A 21,034-nucleotide genomic window follows, 5' to 3' on the forward strand; every position below is an offset into this window, starting at 1 on the left:
AACAGGAATACAGTAAAAAGAGCCCCGTTAGACAGTGTTCATTGCGAAATTGACTTAGCATCGAGTCATTCAAGCTTATGGTATTTTCACCAACACCAACACCAACACCATCAACGATGAGGTGAGAGATTTTTAAGGTATAGGCAGAGTGAAAGCTCAACCATGTTTTTAGTGCCAATTCGAAACTCGTTTTTCAACTCGACCTTATTCCGTTTGAACATAATGTGTCATCTAAACAATACCCAACAAGATTTCTACTTTCATGAGAAAATCAGTTCTCGATTTCTAGCTTTTGGTAATGATAAAAACAACAACGCCTCGCTTAATATGCGGGGCGTTTCTCTTAGCCAATGACGTTTATCTTTTATCGAAGACGACGTAATCAATATTTAGGGCTGCATCCCCTTTTTCCCATCGAATTGAGACTTCAGCACCTTTAGGTATTTCTACCTTAAACTCAACGAGGTTGTAGCTTCCTACCCATGTTCCAGTAGCATCGAACTCAATATCGTAGGCTCTATTTCCGTCAACAAATAAGCCGATTTTCCCAGAGCGCTCAGAGGCATATCGAATAGCAAACATGTTTGACTGAGCGACTTCACCGAAAGACAGTGCATCACCTTCTTGATAGATGTACGCCATACCTTTGCCGCCAACCGCCTGGCCATCAGTATAGACTCGTACATTCCCTGATGGAGTCGCATCTTCCGCTTGGTACTGGTTATCGTTAGGGAGCATGTCTTTTGCTAGTTCGACACGTGTTGCTTTCTGCTGTTCATAATCATCAGGAAGAATAAAAATGGGTGGGCGCTTAACCGTTGACTTCACTTCCCAACCTTCGCGAACAATAGTGCGTCGCCATTTGTTCGATAGATATAGGTTTGATTGAATACGCGTGTCACCCCAACCTTGCCCTTGCCACATAGGCTGCTCATCCCACAGCGCATTAATGTAGGCGATAATACCAATGACATCCCTGTTCTTTTCTAGGTGCCCTAAGAAAGGAACGAACCAATTATCCCAGCTCGCTTTGCCATCGTCGTACATTAGGTTAGACCCACGTGGTGTTAGCTCAGCAATCATTACTGGCTTATTTTTCTCGCGAGCAAGACGCAGCATTTCTTTACCCGCTTCATCCGGATCGTGGTTAAAATACGAGTACGACATCCAGTCTACGTAATCATCACCAGGGTAATAACTTAAAAGATTTTCGCGCTGCTCTTCGTAGCCGCTTGATTGCCAAACAAACTGAACGTTGTCGATGCCTTCTTCTCGCATCCCATCCACAATGCGACGATACGCTTTTTGGTACGCATTGGCGTTGTAGCCATTCCAGCTACCTTCGAACTCGTATCCAACACGTAAATAGACCGTGCGTTTAGATTGCCCTATCCACTTAGCCAGTTCGGTAATTTTTCCATCAAGTTCACCGCTATTGATCGCAGCAAGTTGATCAACAAGGTAAAGCCCAATAGCCATGTCTACGCCATCAAAGGTATCATCTTTTAAATACAGTGACGCGTAGTTGTCTCCTGCACCGTAGTTAACCTTGGAATTCAAGCCTTCGAGCGTCGAGAGCCCTGTGTAGATTGTTACGCCAGCCGGTACTCCAAAATAATCAACATAACCTTGGTTATAGTCAGCGAGTCCACCTACTGCACCCAGATCTTGGCCTACAAACAACTTCACGGTTTCTACTTGCGTCAACGGTGTGTACAGCGCTACAGGCTCTGCTTTATCAACGGTACTCGCACATCCTGTGAACACCGCTACCATGCTAATGAGTGTTAGAATTCGTCTCATTGCTGCTCCTTGTTATGGAAAAAAGTTAAAAAAAAGCCCATAGAATATGGGCTTTTGTAGTTATGTATTTTTATTGATTGTTATAAATTGACTGCTCTTGCTGTGAATCAAAAATATGTAACTGAGAGCCATCCAAGAACAGTTTCAACTTCTGCCCTTCTGTCACTGTCTGAGTTGAAGGTGCTTCGACAATGAATGGATGATCACCAAATCGGTTTTGAATTTGAATTGTTGATCCAAGCAACTCGTAGCTCTCAACATTCACATCGACACTGATTGGGTTCTCTAGCGAGTCAGGGGTTAGGTGCACATCACTAGGACGAATACCCATAGTCACCCCACCGACGATCTGGTCAGCCTTTAAATTACCTTCAAGAGGCAGCTTTTGGCCTGCTAGATTGACATGCCAACCGGAGTCATCATTCACAAGATCAGCAGACAGCAAATTCATCGCTGGGCTACCAATAAAGCCTGCAACAAACTTATTCGCCGGGTTATGGTAAATCTCAGATGGCGTTCCTACCTGCTCAATTTTACCGTCGCGCAGAATGACGATACGGTCTGCTAACGTCATTGCTTCAACCTGATCATGAGTTACGTAGATCGTGGTCTTTTTTAGTTTCTTGTGTAGAGACTTAATCTCACCACGCATCGCATTACGAAGTTTTGCGTCTAAGTTAGACAAAGGTTCATCAAACAAGAAAACTTCTGGGGTACGAACCATCGCTCGCCCCATGGCGACACGTTGCCTTTGACCACCAGAAAGTGCTTTTGGCTTTCTGTCTAACAGAGGCGTTAATTGAAGCATGTCAGCGACAGGACGAACCTGTGCTTCAATCTCTCTTTTGCTGACGCCCGCCAATTTAAGGGCGAATGCGATATTCTCGTAAACGGTCATATGTGGGTATAGCGCGTAACTTTGGAATACCATCGCGATATTTCTATCTTTAGGTTCCAAATTATTAACCACTGTGTCGCCAATTATTACTTCGCCACCCGTGATCTCCTCTAGCCCTGCTAGCATGCGTAAGGTTGTTGACTTACCGCAGCCTGATGGACCCAAGAAAACAATGAACTCGCCGTCCTTAATATCTAAGTTAAATTTCTTTACGATGTAGACATCACCAGGATAGATTTTGTCGACATTTTTAAATGATACTGAAGCCATAAATATTTCCCTAAACTATCCTAATTAGCCTTTAACTGCGCCGCCTGTTAAGCCAGCTACTATGTATTTCTGCGCAAGCAAGAAGAAAGCAACTGCTGGCGTGATGGTTACTGAGACGTAAGCCAAGATCTTATTCCATTCGATGCCATATTCTCCGCGATACTGCATGATGCCGAGTGTCCATGGGTACATGTCCTCAGTATTAAGAACAAGCAATGGTAATAAGTAGTTATTCCAACTTCCTACCAACACAAAAACCCCTACGGTCGCTAAGATCGGCGTCGATAACGGTAAAATAATGTGGAAGTAAAACTTTGCATAACTGCAGCCATCAACACGAGCCGCGTCAAATAACTCTTTTGGTAGCTGTTCGAAGAAGGTTCTAAATAACAAAATACTGAAGCCCAATCCGAACGCGACTTGCGGAACAACAATCCCAGGGAGCGTGTCCAATAGATTTAAATCTCGTATTCTGAGGAACAGAGGAAGAATTGCTGCCGCCGCTGGGAACATCATTCCCATCAAAAAGTAACTGTATACGTACTTATATCCCGCGAATTTGATGTGAGAGAAAGTAAAGGCTGTCATTGTTCCAACGATCAATGTCAGTACAACTGATAACCCTGCAATAATTAAAGAGTTTTTCATCAAGATCCAAATCGAACCATCGGCAAAGATCTTGGCGTAATGCTCAAGTTCCCAGACTTGTGGAATACCAAATGGATTAGTTCGTAGTTCGCCTAAGCTTTTGAACCCACCGAACAAGGTGGCAACCATAGGTATGAGCACAAATCCTGCAACCAAGGTTAGAAAGATAACCTTAAACCACTGTATATTTTTAATGCGATCCATCGTGACTTAATCCTTGTTCTCTTTCATGACCGTGCTTTGGTATGTGAATGCGAATACAACACACGCAATAAACAACACCACACCTACTGCACTACCAAATCCAACATTCATTCTCGTAATACCGAAGGTGTACAAATACGTGACGAGAGAATGACTCGTATGAGAAGGACCACCTCCAGTTAAAGGCATAATCAAATCAAAGGTTTGTAGTGCGCCTAGAATGCTGAAGAATATTGATACCTTTATCCCTGAAGCGATTAAGGGGAGCTTTACGTTCCAAATGGTTTGTAGTTTTGATGCGCCATCTAACTTTGATGCTTCTATCAGGTCTTTCGGGACACTCTGAAGCGCGGCAATATAAATCATCATGTGAAAGCCAAAATACTTCCAAACGATCACAACTAATATCGCTGTAAATGCCCAGTCACGGTCTGCCAGAATATACCAAGGCTCAAGCCCAAATGACTCTGCTAGACCTGCCATCATTCCGTAGTCACCATCAAAGACGAAACGCCAAATCAAGCCCGCTACGACCTCTGCCAAGATATATGGCAAGAAGAAAATCAACCTAAAGACACTGTTTGACCAACTCTGTTTGTAGATGCTCAACGCAACAATGAGAGCCAGTGGGAGTTGTATAACCAAGGAAACCAAAATGATTTTCACAGTGTTCCAAACTGCAACTTCGAACGGTCCATGGTTAAACAATCGAATATAATTATTAAAGTCTACGAATCTTGATGGTTCACCGTATCCATTCCATTTAAAAAAGCTGTAATAACCCGCCTCTCCCAATGGCAACATGACAAATAAAGTAAACAGCAATAGTGCTGGTGGTAAGAAGAAGACCAGAGTCACCAATCTATTTCCGTGGTTCTTTTCTCGTAGCCATTGGCCAAACCCAGAAAGTTTCTTTTGCTCTGTCTCTTCAAACGCTGCTAACTTTTCACTCATAAGTACTCCTTAACCGTAGAGGTATAAGCTGACTAGTTGGTGAACGAAGTCCGAAAGGACAAACTAGCCAGCCTATACATCATTTAAGTGATTGAATTGATTAACGCATTTCCCAAGCTTCTTGAACCTGATCCGCCCCTTCTTGTGGCGATACGTCTCCATTTACGATGCCAACTGAGATATCATTGACCACGCCACCAACATCAGCTCCTAAAGCCTGATCGAAGAACACTTGGTGCCATTTAGCTTGTGAAATAGTTTGAGAGATTTTTTGTTTGAAAGGGTTGGTTAGACCTTGGTCTGCCCCTTTCGCAACTGGGATAATTTGATCAATTTCAGCAAGTTTGGTTTGGCTGTTTTTACTCAAGAAGAAATCAAGCCACTTTGCCGCTTCTGGTTTTGCACCTTTCGCAAATGCAAAGCCATTAATGCCGCCAAGCGTGTCTGTACCAGCACCTTTACCGCCATCTAACGTTGGGAAATTCATAAAGCCCAAGTCGGCATCAACCACGCCTTTTTTATTCACAGCTTGCTGCGCTTGGAAGTTATAGTCCCAATCACCCATCAAATGGATAGCCGCTTTGTAATCACCGAAGAGGCCCGCCGATTCACCATAACCTGCCGCCATAAAGCCAGGTTGGAATGGCTTCAGATCAGCAAGACGCTTGAGTTCTTCACCGGCACGCACAAACGCTTCCCCCGCAAAAGCGTCACCTTTGTCTGCCATTGCATCGGCAAACGTCTGTTGACCACCAGCTCGCATCACTAGGTAACTCCAGTAAAAGTGCATCGGCCACTTGTCTGCACCACCTACCGCAATTGGAGTGATGCCCGCCGCTTTGAGCTTTTCAATGGCAGTTAGGAATTCATCCCAAGTTTTAACGGCGTCACCATCGACCCCTGCTTGGGCAAACAATTTCTTGTTGTACCAAAAGCCAACTTGACTCACCATGTATGGCGCACCAAGTTGTTGGTCATCAATACGGAATGCATTCATACCTGCTTCAGACAACTCACTGTTGAGCGTGGCAGAGTAGCTTGTCATATCTTCGAGAAGACCCGATTCAGCACGAACTTGGAAGTTACCTCCCCCCCAGCTGTAAAAAAGATCTGGGCGTTGTTTAGATTGCAGTAAAGTCGGTAGCTTAGCTTTGAATGCTTCGTTCTCTAGAAATTCTAGATTCACTTTAATGCCAGGGTTTTCTGCTTCAAAGTCCTTAGCAATATCATTCCAAATACCAAGTACATTTGAATCGGTTTCAATATGCATCATTCGAACTGTGGTATCAGAATAAGCATTTGAAGCTAATAACACAGCGGAAGCAATAAGCGCTTTTGGCAACGTGTTGCTTTTTAACATGATGAGTCTCCATTATTATTAGATTTCCATTATTCTCTCTAATAGGGTTTCACGAGAGTGTTAATATAATTGTTCTAATTTATTCATTTCATCAAGTTTCAAAGCGTGATTAAGCTAACATAGAACAACAATAAATAAATTTCATAATAGTAAACTCAAATAACGTAATAGTTTTAATAAATATGACAATCGTGGAATGAGAAACCGAAAAGAAACACAGTAAATTCAAGGGATCTGAAGATAATATTCGATTAAATGAAGATGCGTTTTTGATCACTAATTTTAAAAATAATGAGTGTTTTATATCACATCTCTTAATTATCAATAGTGATACGATATAAAACTGACTTGCAGGTTAGTAATTAAAAGTGAAACGAAAACAAAACAAGTATAGGAAAGAAGAATAAGAAAACGGTAGAATATAATTATTGTAGTATTATACAACCTGAAAACATTTTTGAATCTACATTATAAAAATAAAAACTATTGAACTATTACAGGAATATTGAAAAGAGTAAGAACGACTCTACACTTGAGGGTTGTTCAGAAAGAGAAAAGAGAAAAGCGGAAGAGATAACCCATCCGCTAAAGTTAAATCATTTAAATGAAGCTTCTACTTCAACTTTGAATATTGTGGTAGAGCGAAAAGGTCTATCAGGCGAACATATCACATCGTGGTTAATGCCATCCATGTTGATTTGATTTGGATAAGCCTGTGTTTCGAAACAAAATCCACCGTACTTTCGAAACGGTCTACCATCAGATCTCACATGTTCATCCAAATTGTTGCCCGTGTAAAATTGAACGGCGGGCCTATCGGATATCACTTCCAAGGCAATACCAGAACTCGGCTCATAGACCCAGCCAACCGGCCTTAAACCATAACCATTTAAGATGTAGCAATGGTCGTAACCTTGTGTCGCTTTAATATCATCATGATCGCTAAGTAAACCAATGCCGATTTTTTTCGGGTTCAGGAAATCCATAACAGTATCGTTTACCGAGACATGATCGATGGGTATCGACTGCTGATCGGTCTTCCAATAACTGTCGGCATCTATTGAAACGATGTGTTCACTGATGTCTTTCTTTTGCCCTGACAAGTTGAAATAAGCGTGATGTGTTGGGTTTATTGGGCACTCCTCATCCGCTTCCACCCAGTATTGGATCGCCAGTTCATTTTCGTCACTTAAACGATAGGTCACATTGAAAGTGAGATTAGCAGGATAACCTGCTTCTCCCTTCTTGACCTCTGTTTGTAGTGAGATTCCTTGCTGTGCGATAGCCATCACCTTCCATTGCTTCTTGTGAAGCTCACAAGCTCCACCATGAAGGTGATTGGTGCCCTCGTTCTGGTCTAACTGAACCCCAACACCATTAAGTTTAAATTCTGCGTTGCGAATCCTATTACCCCAAGGACCAACCACAGCCCCCATGTAAACACTGTCTTTTAGATACTCTTCTGGCGTGTCATAGCCCAAAACAATGTTACATGGGTGGTTGTCTTTGTCCTTTACTACGTACTTGATGATGGAAGCACCCAAATCTGAAATTTCTACCGAAATACCATTTAAGTTGCTCAAAACAAACACGGAGTATTTACCCCAACTGCGTTTCATCATCGTTGAATCAGTCATCTGCATATCCAGTCCTCCTGATTTGATTATCGACACAGTGTTAAATCGCTTCCATTATGAAATTTTAAACTTGGTTAATGGAAAATCTCAAAGCCTAAAGAGATCACAATTTAATGAAAACCTAGATAATCATCACTTCGATTGGATTGCTTTTAGCATTTCTTCGCCTACTGAGCTTAAGCCCAATTCATCTGCTTCCTTAACCAATTTGACCGCTTGCTCATATTGGTTGTTCTGTATTAGGTCTCGTATTCTCTTCTTGTATTGCTCTTCTTTACTTACCGCTGATAACGCGGAGTCAGAAATCATCTCACTTGGAATCACATCCAACAGACGTGGGTCAACCTCATTAGCGAAGCGTGTCTCAACATCGTCATACTCGAAGTTCAACGAAACAACACCTGTCTCAGAATGCGGTATTTCGCCCTTGTTCTGTTCGATAATATTGGCGTCAATGTCCCCAGACCATAATGCTTCGTTACTGATTGGATAACGGGTGGTTGTTTTTGATAAGAGTTCATCAGTGGTGTAGATAGCCAGGTACTTTACTTTGGTTTCTTGGTTTTTAGGGAGGTCAATTTCAATATCTGTTGTATACCTTTCGGGATACAACACACCACTTCTCTCGTGTTTAAGAGAAGTTTCATCATAAATTCGAACCACTTTAAAAGTGTCATCCAAAAGCATAATACTAGGTATCAATACGTTCCTTTCAAGCAAGGAATTCAACTCGATATTGATACTTCCCTTAGATTCTGGAATTTCCACACCTTCAATATAGGTGTAGCCGGAGAGTAACTTAATGACTGGGCTTTCATTATTCAGTTCAATATCAACTGATTTATCTTTCCCTACTTTTTGATAATGTACCTGACTCAAAGTTGAACAACATCGAGCTGCTTTATTGCTTTCAGACAAATTCACCTTATGACGTGAATCGGGGTTCATCTGAGTGGTAACCTGAGCACACCCAGTTAGTGAAAGTAAAACAACACTTTGCATGATTAATTTCGACGTTACTTGCATAGTTTTATAACCTCTTGTTGGCATAACTATTTTTATCAAAATAACTCGAATGAATACAAATCGCTCATTGAATAAGTCGATCTAAAAACCATAAAGTAAATTTAATAAACATAAAATCAAATATCGCAATTGATAGTTGATAAATAGTATTCAGCACGCTTATTACATTTAATAATATCTTTTCTTTTTTTAGTTTATTATTTTGTACGTGATGTATATCTACAATAATAAGAACCTCGAGTGATCCAAATCACCAATATATTATTTTTTGATTTTTATAATTCCAACCGACCAATAGGAAGACTTACTAAAAGTCTAAAATAATTATATGGAGTTATAACGATGGAAAGAAGCACTCTTACGAAAGCTATTTTAGCAGCTGGAGTTACATCCCTACTGTCCATGCCTGCAGTGGCAGAAAAAGCAACCTCTGATTTCGAGTTTCACGGTTATTTCCGCGCAGGCGCTTTCTCTAGTACTAGCAATGATTTTGCTCAGGCAATGTATTTCGGCCAAAAGGAGACGCTTGGTCGATTAGGTTTAGAAAGTGATGACTTTTACGAACTAGCCTTCATGAAGCGTTGGGACTGGGCGGACGGCGACAGTGTGAGAATTCATGCACGACTTGGCCAAAATAACCCTGTTGGCGGCGTAGACGCACAAGGTGGTATGTACATTGATGGTATCGATACTGGCTTGATTGAATCTTACGTTGAAATTGATGGCATCTCAGATACCGGAACCATGTGGGCAGGTATGCGCTACTATGGCCGTGATAACTACATCTTTATGACCGACTTCTTCTATACGGACTATTCAGGTACTGGTATTGGTCTTCAAAACGTTAAGCTAGGAGGTGGTGAGTGGGACTTCGCGTATATTGCAAGTAACCAGTCTGACAACGGCGACTACGATTGGGGTGACAATGATTCTCCAGCAGGCGCATTAGATTACAACATGCTTCATGCAGCTCACGTTCGTGCCGATTACGGCTCATGGCGCGCTGAGGTGATGGCTAAATATCTTGCTGATAATGCCTTTGGTGATGATTACTCAACCAGTGGTATTGAAGGCCATCTATCTTACTCTCCGGGCTCTTTCTTTGGCCTAGGTGATGGCTTCTCAACGACGTCATTACAAGTTGGTCAAGGTCTAGGTAGTGGCACTATGCTAGGTCGTACATTCACTAACTATAATGCATTCAGCCCCGGTGGTGCAGGCAGCCAAGGTGGCATGACACAAGTGAAAGACGGCGATGTAACGGCTCGTATTCAAGCTTATGGTGGTTATTTCGCTGGCGATTGGTTGTTCTTCCCTGCCGTCGGCTATGAGACAACAAGCTATGACGATACGTTAAATGGTGAAAGCAGCAGCGCATATTGGTATGCAATGGTACGTCCTGTTTACACAATGCCGTCGATTGATAATTTCGCGCTCGCTTCTGAATTCGGTATTACTGATCAGAAGAATAATGATGGCGATGCGCAGTACAAAGCAACCATCGCTCCAACTTGGACGATGGATACTGGATTTGGTCCAGCACCTGAATTGAGACTGACAGCAAGCTACGTGTCAGACTCTGAAGGCCAAGACGATGTGATCGTTGGTGCACAAGTAGATGTGTGGTGGTAAACACCTTTAGAACCTAAGTAAACTGTCCTGATATTTTTACGTTTTGCCGAATCTACCCCCATAGATTCGGCCTTTTTTAGGCCTCATATACATTGGTACCGAATTAGATGTAAATCGGATCAAGAGTCACAACATCAAAAAATGCAGGTGCTTTTAACGCATTAGTCGCTTAGTTGATATTCAATTAAGTGAAAAGCATATCCAGATTACACAAAAGAGAAACTTGTCTATAGTGTCTCAATCTCAAAAAAACTCGGTTAATCATGTTGGTAACTCCTATATTTGGATTAGGAGGAGCTTAATGCTTTTACAAAGACCCAAACCACACAGTAACGAAAGCTTGGAGAGCTTCTTTATCCGAGTTGCAAATAAAAATGGCTATGAAGATGTGAACCGTTTTCTTATGGCCACGAAACGTTACCTTCAAGATATCGACTTCTCAGGGTTCCAGACCTTCCCTACTAACATCTGCAAGATGAATCCTGCGTCAGCTAAAAGCAGTTCCAGTGCCCGTACAGCCTCACTCCTGAAACTCGCTCAATTAACGTTTAACGAACCTACCGAGTTACTTGGATTAGCAGTTAACAGAACAAACTTAAAATATTCTCCATCAACTAGTGCCGTGATCCGTGGCTCAGAAGTTTTTCCTCGCAGTTTACTCCGGACAAAGTCCATACCCTGCTGCCCATTATGCTTACAAGAAAATGGTTACGCTTCTTACCTTTGGCATTTTGAGGGTTACGATCACTGCCATATACATGATGTATCTTTACTCAACAGTTGTCGTTGTGGCGCTGAGTACGACTATCGAGTGTCTGGTTTGAAAGGGAATTGCAGTAACTGCAAAGAACCTATCGCCATCAAGAATCCAGAGATTAGTAATAAGGCAGTATTCTCCGTTGCAAATTGGCTCGCCGGCAATGAGTCTAAAAATCTACCTGACGTCCCCAAAAGCTACCGTTGGGGGTTGGTTCATTGGTGGCTCCATCTTAATGACAATAAGTTCGACCATCTATTATTCACCCAATTTTTCTCGAATTGGCCTAGCTCGTTTCATTCTATGATTGATAGCGAAATCGAATTCAACGTAGATCACGCAATTGTTGGAAGAAAAGAATTGCGGGTAAAAGATCTTATGGGGCGGATATTTTTTAGTTCCATTCGATTACCAGAGCGCAACCTGCAGCACAATATCGTCTTAGGAGAGCTTCTACGGCATATAGAGACGCATTTATGGAATAGCAACGGTCTGATCGCTAACCTACGCATGAACGCTTTAGAGGCTGCTGTATTCCTCAATTGCAGTATGGATGAGGTAGCTTCAATGGTAGAACAGCGCATCTTAAAGCCAAATCGTAAAACTAAGCCAAACATGCCTCTGGCGGTTAACGACTACTTATTTTATTTCGGCGACATCTTCTGCCTTTGGTTAGCCGAATTTCAAACTGATGAATTTAACCGCTCTTTCTATGTATCGAGGTGGTAAATGGAGAGTCTGAAAGAGTTACTACAATCAAGACCAGATGATTTGAACGTAGAATTAAAGCGAGCATTCCGCCCTCTTACTCCACATATCAATATCGATGGAAAGGAGCTTGATGCTCTCACTGTGTTAGTGAACTTAACCGACAAAACAGCCGTTCAAAAAGACCTACTTGATAGGGTTAAATGCAAGCGAAAGCTTAGAGATGAAAAATGGTGGGCTCGCTGTCTAAAAACGTTTGAATATAGACAAAGCCACAACCTAAAATTTCCAGACATACGCTCTGAAGGTGTTATTCGCGCGACTCCTTTGGGGCTGCTACCTGAATTTTTACTCTCATCTTCTAAATTAGAACCATACCACTGGGCGTACAGCCATGATTCGAGTGATGTTAACAAAAGCGCCTTATTAACCAATGAATTTAGTTGGAATGGTGTGATTTCATGCCTTGGGGATTTACTTAAAGATGTAGAACACCCGTTGTGGCAAAAACTCAATACGCTTGGCTGCTACCAAAAAACACGTAAGGCTATCGCTAAAAAATTGGCTCAGGTTTCTCAAACAACGATTAACGTCAGTCTCGCTCCAAATTACTTAACGCAGCTATCTTTGCCTAATAGCGACAGTTCTTATATTTCACTCTCGCCAGTGGCTTCTCAATCGATGCAAAGTCACTGTTATCAAGAGTTAGAAAATGAGTATCGCTATACAGCTTTAACCCGTTACAGCCGCAGTACTAACATGGGAGTATTACCTATGACATGTGGTGGTGCTTTGAAGATGTTAAAAGCTGTCCCTAACTTTTCCCTTACACCTCATCATCAGATAAACATTGGAAAATCTTGGTTGACCTCGAGTCATATTCAATCGTTAAAACAATACCAAAGGCTTACTCAATATTTAATGCCAGAAAACAAGCGAGTGGCTTACCGCAGAACAGTCAATAATGAGATACAAGGGATGGTTAAGGCTTGGTTGCTTACACAGGACAGGGCCATGGATGTGAATACTCTTGTCCAACATCTAAACCATGACCTGTCCCGCTCCAAATCAACTAAGTGTTTTGCTTACGAACCGAGTATTACCAAACTCCTCCTTGGGCTTATAAAGCGTGAACTCAACGAACATAGGTCCGATTCAACTAACGTTGGCGGCAGTGAAAAAAAGGATTCATTCTTTGCTATTCCAAATATAAGAGTTTGCGGAGCAAGCGCGTTGAGTTCACCTATCACGCTCGGTCTTCCATCACTCACTGCTTTCTTGGGGTTTACTCACGCGTTTGAACGTAACTTAAACGAGTCTTTTCCTACGCTCACAATTGATTCGTTTGCCATCTGTGTCCATCAACTACACGTTGAAAAACGCGGTTTAACAAAAGAATGTATACAAAAAGCAAACCACACCATATCGCCACCCGCTACACACGATGACTGGCAGTGTGATTTGGTCTTTAGTTTGGTGATTAAGTTTAATCGTAGCTTGAGCAATGATGAAAGTACGATTGTTCGAGCTCTGCCGAGGCGGTTTGCCAGAGGTTCCGCTAAAATAGCCATTGCAGATTTCAAATACATCCGGTCATTTTCAACGTTAGAAAAGACGATTCAATCCTTTCCTCAGAAAACCGGCAAATGGCTATCGATGCATACTGAACCTATCGAAAACATGAGTGATATTTTATCGGAAGTTAAAGAGAACCGAAAATTAACCCCAAGCTGTGTTGGGTATCATTTTCTTGAAGAACCGACCGACAAACCTAACTCTCTTCGAGGTTATAAACATGCTTTTTCTGAGTGCATCATTGGTCTGATTGAGCCAATCACTTTTGCTCAAAACACCGATATAAATACTATTTTGTGGCATCACAGGTGCTATCAAAATTACCTTTCTGTGCAGCCAAGGAGTACCCATCATGGAACTACCGACTAACCTAGCCTATGAACGTTCTATTGATCCCTCTGATGTGTGCTTTCTAGTTGTGTGGCCAGATGGGCGAAAGACCCCCTTAACCTACACTTCTCGTACTGTACTAGGACAAATGGAAAGCGCATCCTTAGCTTATGAGCCGTCGGGGCGGACCAAAGAGAGTGCAACCGCTGAAACACTGGCTCAAGGTAACCCACATCAAGTCGATTTTTGTCATGCTCCTTTCGGTGCGAGCCACATTGAATGCTGCTTTTCGGTGTCTTTTTCTTCTGAGCTACGCAAACCTTACAAGTGTAATTCGTCTACGGTTAAGCACACACTAATGCAGCTAATCAAAGCCTATGAAGAATATATTGGTTGGAATGAATTAGTTTCTCGATATCTAGTCAATATATGTAATGGCTCATGGCTGTGGAAAAATACTAAAAAAGCCTATTGCTGGGATATAGAGTTAACCCCTTGGCCCTGGGCGGGAGGTGCTGTCAAATTTCAAGACATAAGGGCTAACTACCTTGAAAGAAGTGACTTTGAGAACCATAAAGATTGGGAAGCTATTGCTCAAATGACCAGAAGTGCTTTTTCTCACTCTAATGGTTTGGCCATATTTGAAGTGAAAGCCACCTTGCGGCTACCAACCAATAAACAGATTTTCCCGAGCCAAGCATTCACCGAAAATGAAAGTAACAACACCAATAAATCTAAGAAACAAAGCAAGGGACGAATTTTTCAAAGCACAACGGTTGACGGTGAACGGAGCCCAATATTGGGTATTTATAAAACCGGTGCCGCCATTGCGACCATAGATGACTGGTACCCCGATGCAAATGAGGCACTACGCGTCGGTCGGTTTGGGGTTCATAAAGAAGATGTCACTTGCTACCGTCACCCTTCTACGCAAAAAGATTTCTTTTCTATCCTTCAGCAAACAGAGTCTTATATTGAAGCACTCACGTCTTCAGATAAACCAAATCAAGAGACCATAAACGACCTGCACTTTTTGGTCGCAAACATCATCAAGGGTGGAATGTTCCAACATAAGGGGGATTAAGTATGAAGTGGTACTACAAAACTGTCACTTTTCTGCCAGCGCGTTGTAACAATGAATCATTAGCCGCTAAATGCCTTCAGATTCTTCATGGCTTTAACTATGAATATGAAACAAGAAATATAGGCGTTTCATTTCCTCTTTGGAGTGACGATACCATCGGAAATAAAATTTCTTTTGTGAGCACAAATAAAATCGAGCTCGATTTGCTACTCAAACAGCACTACTTCACCCAAATGAAAGAGCTGCACTATTTTGATATATCAAATACAAAGGTTGTCCCTGACGGTTGCGAGTATGTTTCATTTAAGCGTTGCCAGTCGATAGACAAAGCAACACCTGCAGGACAAGCTAGAAAAGCGAAAAGATTAAAAAAACGTGCGGAAGAAAGAGGTGAAGAGTTTGACTTATCCTCGTTCAAACAACACGAAGTTGTTGCACTCCATCACTACCACTCGCTTGAGGAAGACAGCAAAAGTCGTGGCGGTAGCTTTCGACTCAATATAAGAATATTCAAAGAAGCTCGCTTAGACGGAGATGCACTATTTAGCAGCTATGGGCTTGCGAATACTGAAAACACATCTCAATCAGTACCTTTAATTTGACCCTTTTTTAATGCAAGAATGTAACGTATTGAAATAGCGTTATTTTTATCTAGCATCTGAAAATAGGGGCAAAATGCCTTTTATGAATTAACTATCTGATAAAACTGTACTATTCTTTATTTAGCTACAGTGTACTGCCGAATAGGTAGCTGATTAGTGGTGAGGTACTTGAGTTATATCGTGGTCAAGTGTACTGCCGAATAGGTAGCTAGCTAAAACCACATCAATAATGTAACTTTAATCACAAGCAGCCAAATGGCTGTTTGTGCTGCCCACCAATGAAGACCATAATCCTCATTACTACTGAAATAGTAGCTGATAATAAACGAACCACATTTATTCGAGTTCAAGATCAATATACTGCTGAATAAGTAGATTTTTAGGGCGACGCTGATTTTACGGTAATAGCTCTAGTTTAGCCGACGACAACAGGTGCTAACCTAACTCCCCCCTCAGTAAACCAAAATCCTGGGGGCAACCAAAAAACGCCTACTAAACAACGGCAGTTGGAAAAAACACCACCTAAAAAACTGTAAGTAGTTTTATCTCGGAGACTATGTACTGCCTGGTTGAAACTAGAATGCCCTAAGTATAAGTATTTTTAGAGCCGAAGTTACTCTGACAACCTACTGCATTAGTGATAACGTGAAGGTGAGCAACCTTCAAATTGACACTATTTCGGTTTAAAACGTCTCTTCAAAGTTAATCGAAGGCTAACAAGATGCTAGTCGATCATGGTTTAACTTTGTTCGTTACCTTAATGGTAGGCAAATTGGGGCTTGAGGCGTTTTTTTGCAAGGCCTGTTACTATATGGTTAGGAATTTCAGGTTTTAGGTTCGGTATTAGTACATTTCACAACAGTTAAATCAATACGACAAGAGCTGAGATTCCGAGTAAACGGCAGCTTACAATAGGTTTAAATTTAACTTAAAACCAATAAAAATGCTAGATATGCTGACGATAGTACTTGCGTGTGACCGATTCTTAATTGATGGAGTCAATGAGAGTGCTTTGATAGTTTTTGGGAAATATATTTAAAGGATAGTTGAGGTGATAGATGATTACATTAAATGTTTATTTTGGTTCTGTTAACGCCCCGTATATTTCAACATCCGAGCTTTTGAGCAGCATTAAGGACAAATACCCTACACTCTATCTTGAGTTTTTAAAGGATGAAGGGGTGCTAGAGGCAACAACAGTAAGAATTATCGATAAAGAGTATGTTTTTTACCCATCAGATATAGAAAAAATCGCCCTCCGGTTCGGTATTGAGATTGAACTTAAGCAAGTAGTCCTATGACTTATAAAAAGGGACTGGCCCAAAGTCATATTAATGATCAGAAAGAATCGAAGCCGTAAATACTACTGTAATAATGAAACCTGACTATTCGTAACCTCCCTCAAGTTTCATATCAATGTACTGCAGTAATGCTGAAGCACCATATTTGGTTATAATGTCTTGAGGCGTTATATGCCCGTAACTGGCCACCAAATGGGAGGTATACCAACTTACATAATCTTCACCTAGATGACACAGCCTGTCCATAATTAACTCAGTATCTACGCTAGAAACAACCAGTCTAATGTTTTCCAATGGACTTTCAATGTCCTGCCCTTTAGATTCATTGCTTATCATAGTAAAGGCCTTCTTCAGTGATTGAGGGGGGGGGGGTGAATCATCTCTAACTTATCTATGCTCAACTTCAATTTTGTGTAGCAATACTATGAAAAGTCAAATCTAAAATTGTCCAACTTGACCATCCAATTTAATGTCTCTGATTTTTACCTATTACGGAGTGACTGCTTCAGTTATATTAGACACTCCCGTAAGTAACTTTTTCCATACTTTAAATCATCCACGCTTCGCCAAATTAGCGATCTTTCTAAAACGGAATTGTCCAAAACCTTCTTAGAAAGTGAACTCTTTTCATGTGATCACCAAGCGATTCTGTAGTACCTTACTCAAACATGTTCCCCCCATTGCGTTTCGCATTCAGGGAGGTAACGTGATGATAGTAGTCCTCCCAACCAATATCTTTAGGCGGTGATCTCAACATGCCTTCCGTCACTTTAACACCCTTCTCAAATGGGTTTTCCCAACGATCACTTTTGTCCCCCGAGGTCAAATTAGATGCAAAAATGAGATCTTGTTCAGTGATCGTTTCATGCTGCTTATCAATTGCCTCAACAGATGCTTGGTAAATGAGATTTCTCAGAGAGCGCATATTGCCCTGAGAAAAAGCATATAATTTCTTCTGAAGGCCTTGTTCAACCAAGCCAACTTCCTTTTCAAAGGGTAACGCTTTATCTAAGTGTTCCAAGAATGTCTTGAACACACCTTCCCCATTTTGGTAACTAAACGGTCGCAGTTCAAACTGAATTGAGAATCGTCCATGTAATTGTGAGTTTGCTTTCAATACAACCTTCGAATATGGCATGCCGAAAAGAACGATTGGGCACTTAGTTTTATTGAGTATCATTTTGATCCAATTGGCTACCTGCGTGAGGACACGATTTGACCTCTCTTCAACTAGATGCTGAAATTCATCGATAATGATCAACTTAACACCAATCACGGGGATTAGATCAGTTAACCTTTTCGTCAATCTTGCCAAATCAGTCTCATAAAGCGCTAGTGGATCTCTCATTTCAAGCAACAGCTCTCGTGCTGCATCAACAGGCTTCGCGTTGTCTGGTAGCTCGATATGCAAGACAGGAACTACGTCTCCCCGAGCTTCTGAATCTCGCTTGTTTTGACTTAAATATTTTTTGATAATTGTCGTCTTACCCACTCCAGATGCTCCAAAGACCATCATACATGTAGGCTCGGATTCAAAGTCAGATAATTCTCTACACCTATCCATATAGCCCAAAATTTTCGTAACACTTGGCGTTGATACAAATGCTCTTTTGGCTTTTGAGATGCGTGTTTCTCGATCTTCATCCATCTGATGATTTCTCAAACATAATCAATATCCCAATCTTCATTATCTACAATTACAATTTCTTCTTCGTCTTTCTGGGGTGGGACAAGCTTAGTATTGCTGATGCTCTTTGCTCTTGCGCTATTTTCTTGATGCCTAGCTCCACGCCTACGAGATCTAATTTTCTTTGTTTCAAGAATTGAACGGTCAGCAATTTCTTCAATTTTAATCTCCGCATCGATTTCCTTATCTTCGTCATATTCTGCTGAATTTAATTCTGCTTGATATTTCATATTGTATTTATGCTGCCATAGAGAGACTCTACGAGCAGATTCATAATCTATAGCATTAACCGTAAAGTATTCGTTCACATCTTCATCTAACACCCAAATGACCGCCATACACTCTGGATTATATTTGAACTGCACTTTATGATTCCCTTTTTTACCCATATACCCAGCTAAACGTTCACTGCTATATGTCAGCCCTTTAGAGACGGTTATACCTGCTTTGGTTAGTTGTTTATGATCTTCAATAGCAAACTTAAAGTCCAACTCATCTCTAGAACCCAAAAACTCCTCAGGCTCCCAATTTTGACAACCTTGTCTCCAAGCAACATTAGGACAATTAGTCCCCCTTTGATTAGGCTTTCGATGATATATGTCTACCAACCAAATCAAGTAGATCTCTTTAATTTCATCTAATGTAAGAGTTGCTTCACTTACTGAGTCGTAACCTTCTCTCTGAAGGTACTGACTGAAAGCTTTACCAGGTAGATCATCTAACAGCGAAGTATTGATAGTGCCGTAATTACGTTCGACATGCGGTTTATTATCGGGCGTTTCTACTTTGTTTTGATGTACATTGATCAACAGAGATTCACACGCTTTATCAAAAGCTTTTGACAAAAACTCTTTGCCATTGTCAGTTACTAATAAATCAGGAATCCCGTAGCAAAGCCATTCATTTTCAATTGATGGGTATGAGGATAAAAGAGTGTCTTTACGTTGTATCGCATTTTTTAGAGCTAAAGAAACCGACATATAGCTTGGAGGTTCAAAACCTAAATAGAAGCCAATAACAGCCTTACTATAACAATCTACTAACTGAGTAAGCCAAGGTCTACCCAAAGGGATTCGATGCTCTTCGTGTACTGCAAAAAGATCCAAGACAGTGTGGTCTATCTCAACTCTCTCTAGTACACTAGACGTAATGATCTTTCTCCCCATTCGACGAAATTCTCTGTTAGCGACTCGCTCGCCTTTCTTTGCAGCTAATATTTCGAAAGGTGTTTTCTTTTTGACCCGTATCCGCACAGACTCATATTCGGGATATTTATATTTCGTACTGTGCGTTAAGTTATATTGTCGGACTTTGCGCTTAACCCGTCTATACGCCGAGTTAATATTGATTTTTCGACCAGAAATAACGCTTTCAACCGCTTGTTTCATAATAGCATCAACAATAGGTGCAACTTTCGGGTCTCTGTTACCTCGACTCTTGAAGTCGGGAGCTAAACTAACTGGATTATAATCTGATTCTCGGAAAGTAAGCCACCATCTGTAAATTGTAATTGCACTTGGAATTTTTCTATCATGGCTCCGTTGTAGGTCTACGCGATGTGGTTCAATTGATTTGGGGACAATCTTTTCACATTTACGCCCTAATAAACGAAGAATGCTTAACCTAAAAGTAATCTCTACAACAATTTTCTCAGGAAATGCTGATATATCTTTATATGTTGCTTCAGCGACATCGTTGATATCAACAACCCTATCATTCTGCTCAAGCTTTTCTTGATGAAGTACTGACTTCCTATGAAAACTCGAAAATGATTTCTTAGTCATAACAAACCAATTCAAATTCAGACTCGAGTGATAGTGGGGTCTCTAAGTTCGTTTGGAGGAGATTTCGAGAGAGCAAATCACACAGGATTGGTAATATTTTTCTTCCACTTAGGCCAAGATGGTGCCCTAAACTCCTGGCTGTTTGGGTACCATTCGGTTTTAAAGTAGCGAGGAGAGTTTGATGGAAGTCGTTCAAGTGATCTCTTGAGGCATATCTATGCAAAAGCTTCAGGTTGCTAAATATGACCTCATTCAGTATTTCTTCCTCTGTAACCAGTTCTAGATCTAACCCTATGCCAAACGCACCTTGAACTTTTGCTTCCCATTCACAATGAAACTCCTCTTTTGAGCTTTCCATATCGGACTTTACCTCGTACAACTTATAATCACCGGTATCAAATTGAACTAGAAAGTCTGGAACGTAAGTATGGGTTTTGCCGTTTAGGCAGTATGAAAATCTTATCGGCTGAGAACAAAAGCGAACGATACTAGGTTCGAAATCAAAATGATAACAAGCAGCACATTCTAAAAAAGACTCTACCGTAACTCTTTTTCCCATCTTAGCACTGACGTAACGGTGTATGTTTTTACCTCGTGACTTGGTTAGGCTTCGGGCAGGAGTATAAAACGCACTTTCAAGCGCTATTAGGGTGGCTGTAGAAAGGGAGGGTAGAGCAGACATAATATTGCCTCTTCACGATTTTGTCGTAAACTTACATAAGTTTAGACCATGAAAAGGCAATATCAAATTATGGTTGTACCAAATATCAATAT

The 21,034-nt window shown here is 41.2% G+C and carries 16 protein-coding genes; 6 read left to right on the forward strand and 10 right to left on the reverse strand.

What is annotated here, in order from left to right; translation table 11 throughout:
* Nucleotides 1-357: 357 nt before the first annotated feature.
* The 7 genes from FLM53_RS21675 to FLM53_RS21705 form a co-directional block, all read right to left on the reverse strand.
* Nucleotides 358-1,803 (reverse strand): glycosyl hydrolase, encoded by a 1,446-nt coding sequence (locus tag FLM53_RS21675; protein ID WP_176679450.1) that lies wholly within the window; start codon nt 1,801-1,803, stop codon nt 358-360.
* Between the two features lie 70 nt (nt 1,804-1,873).
* Nucleotides 1,874-2,971 carry an ABC transporter ATP-binding protein gene (locus FLM53_RS21680; RefSeq protein WP_176679449.1) on the reverse strand — a complete coding sequence of 366 codons (1,098 nt, stop codon included), beginning with the start codon at nt 2,969-2,971 and terminating at the stop codon, nt 1,874-1,876.
* 24 nt (nt 2,972-2,995) lie between these two features.
* Nucleotides 2,996-3,823: a carbohydrate ABC transporter permease gene (locus tag FLM53_RS21685; protein ID WP_176679448.1), complete on the reverse strand. Its 828-nt coding sequence runs from the start codon at nt 3,821-3,823 to the stop codon at nt 2,996-2,998.
* A gap of 6 nt (nt 3,824-3,829) precedes the next feature.
* Nucleotides 3,830-4,777: a carbohydrate ABC transporter permease gene (locus FLM53_RS21690; RefSeq protein WP_176679447.1), complete on the reverse strand. Its 948-nt coding sequence runs from the start codon at nt 4,775-4,777 to the stop codon at nt 3,830-3,832.
* Between the two features lie 100 nt (nt 4,778-4,877).
* The gene (locus FLM53_RS21695; RefSeq protein WP_176679446.1) at nt 4,878-6,137 is read right to left on the reverse strand and encodes an ABC transporter substrate-binding protein; all 1,260 of its coding nucleotides are present in this window, start codon (nt 6,135-6,137) and stop codon (nt 4,878-4,880) included.
* Between the two features lie 596 nt (nt 6,138-6,733).
* A complete protein-coding gene (locus tag FLM53_RS21700; RefSeq protein WP_176679445.1) occupies nt 6,734-7,780 on the reverse strand; it encodes an aldose epimerase family protein in 1,047 nt (348 codons plus the stop codon).
* A gap of 126 nt (nt 7,781-7,906) precedes the next feature.
* Nucleotides 7,907-8,800 carry a MalM family protein gene (locus FLM53_RS21705; protein WP_176679444.1) on the reverse strand — a complete coding sequence of 298 codons (894 nt, stop codon included), beginning with the start codon at nt 8,798-8,800 and terminating at the stop codon, nt 7,907-7,909.
* A gap of 342 nt (nt 8,801-9,142) precedes the next feature.
* On the opposite strand from FLM53_RS21705, the gene FLM53_RS21710 reads away from it, so the two are divergent.
* The 6 genes from FLM53_RS21710 (at nt 9,143) to FLM53_RS21735 (ending at nt 16,789) form a co-directional block, all read left to right on the forward strand.
* Nucleotides 9,143-10,432, forward strand: coding sequence for a carbohydrate porin (locus tag FLM53_RS21710; RefSeq protein WP_176679443.1), 1,290 nt, complete (start codon nt 9,143-9,145; stop codon nt 10,430-10,432).
* 301 nt (nt 10,433-10,733) lie between these two features.
* Nucleotides 10,734-11,918, forward strand: a complete 1,185-nt coding sequence (locus FLM53_RS21715) for a TniQ family protein (RefSeq protein WP_176679442.1) — start codon at nt 10,734-10,736, stop codon at nt 11,916-11,918.
* A complete protein-coding gene (locus FLM53_RS21720; RefSeq protein WP_176679441.1) occupies nt 11,919-13,841 on the forward strand; it encodes a type I-F CRISPR-associated protein Csy2 in 1,923 nt (640 codons plus the stop codon). It begins immediately after the preceding gene.
* A complete protein-coding gene (gene csy3, locus FLM53_RS21725; protein ID WP_176679440.1) occupies nt 13,825-14,886 on the forward strand; it encodes a type I-F CRISPR-associated protein Csy3 in 1,062 nt (353 codons plus the stop codon). Before FLM53_RS21720 ends, csy3 begins: the two co-directional genes overlap by 17 nt.
* A 2-nt stretch (nt 14,887-14,888) precedes the next feature.
* A complete protein-coding gene (cas6f, locus tag FLM53_RS21730) occupies nt 14,889-15,488 on the forward strand; it encodes a type I-F CRISPR-associated endoribonuclease Cas6/Csy4 (RefSeq protein ID WP_176679439.1) in 600 nt (199 codons plus the stop codon).
* A gap of 1,058 nt (nt 15,489-16,546) precedes the next feature.
* Nucleotides 16,547-16,789, forward strand: a complete 243-nt coding sequence (locus FLM53_RS21735) for a hypothetical protein (protein WP_176679438.1) — start codon at nt 16,547-16,549, stop codon at nt 16,787-16,789.
* Between the two features lie 658 nt (nt 16,790-17,447).
* Here the strand turns inward: FLM53_RS21735 and FLM53_RS21740 are convergent.
* The 3 genes from FLM53_RS21740 to FLM53_RS21750 are packed head-to-tail and all read right to left on the reverse strand — an operon-like array spanning nt 17,448 to nt 20,942.
* Complete coding sequence (locus FLM53_RS21740) at nt 17,448-18,437, reverse strand: TniB family NTP-binding protein (protein ID WP_176679437.1); 990 nt, start codon at nt 18,435-18,437, stop codon at nt 17,448-17,450.
* A gap of 11 nt (nt 18,438-18,448) precedes the next feature.
* Complete coding sequence (locus FLM53_RS21745) at nt 18,449-20,260, reverse strand: Mu transposase C-terminal domain-containing protein (RefSeq protein WP_176679436.1); 1,812 nt, start codon at nt 20,258-20,260, stop codon at nt 18,449-18,451.
* Entirely contained in the window at nt 20,253-20,942 is a 690-nt protein-coding gene (locus FLM53_RS21750) for a TnsA endonuclease N-terminal domain-containing protein (RefSeq protein WP_176679435.1), read from the reverse strand. Before FLM53_RS21750 ends, FLM53_RS21745 begins: the two co-directional genes overlap by 8 nt.
* Nucleotides 20,943-21,034 lie beyond the last annotated feature (92 nt).

Source organism: Vibrio sp. Scap24 (assembly GCF_013394185.1).
In the GTDB taxonomy this organism is placed as follows: domain Bacteria; phylum Pseudomonadota; class Gammaproteobacteria; order Enterobacterales; family Vibrionaceae; genus Vibrio; species Vibrio pomeroyi.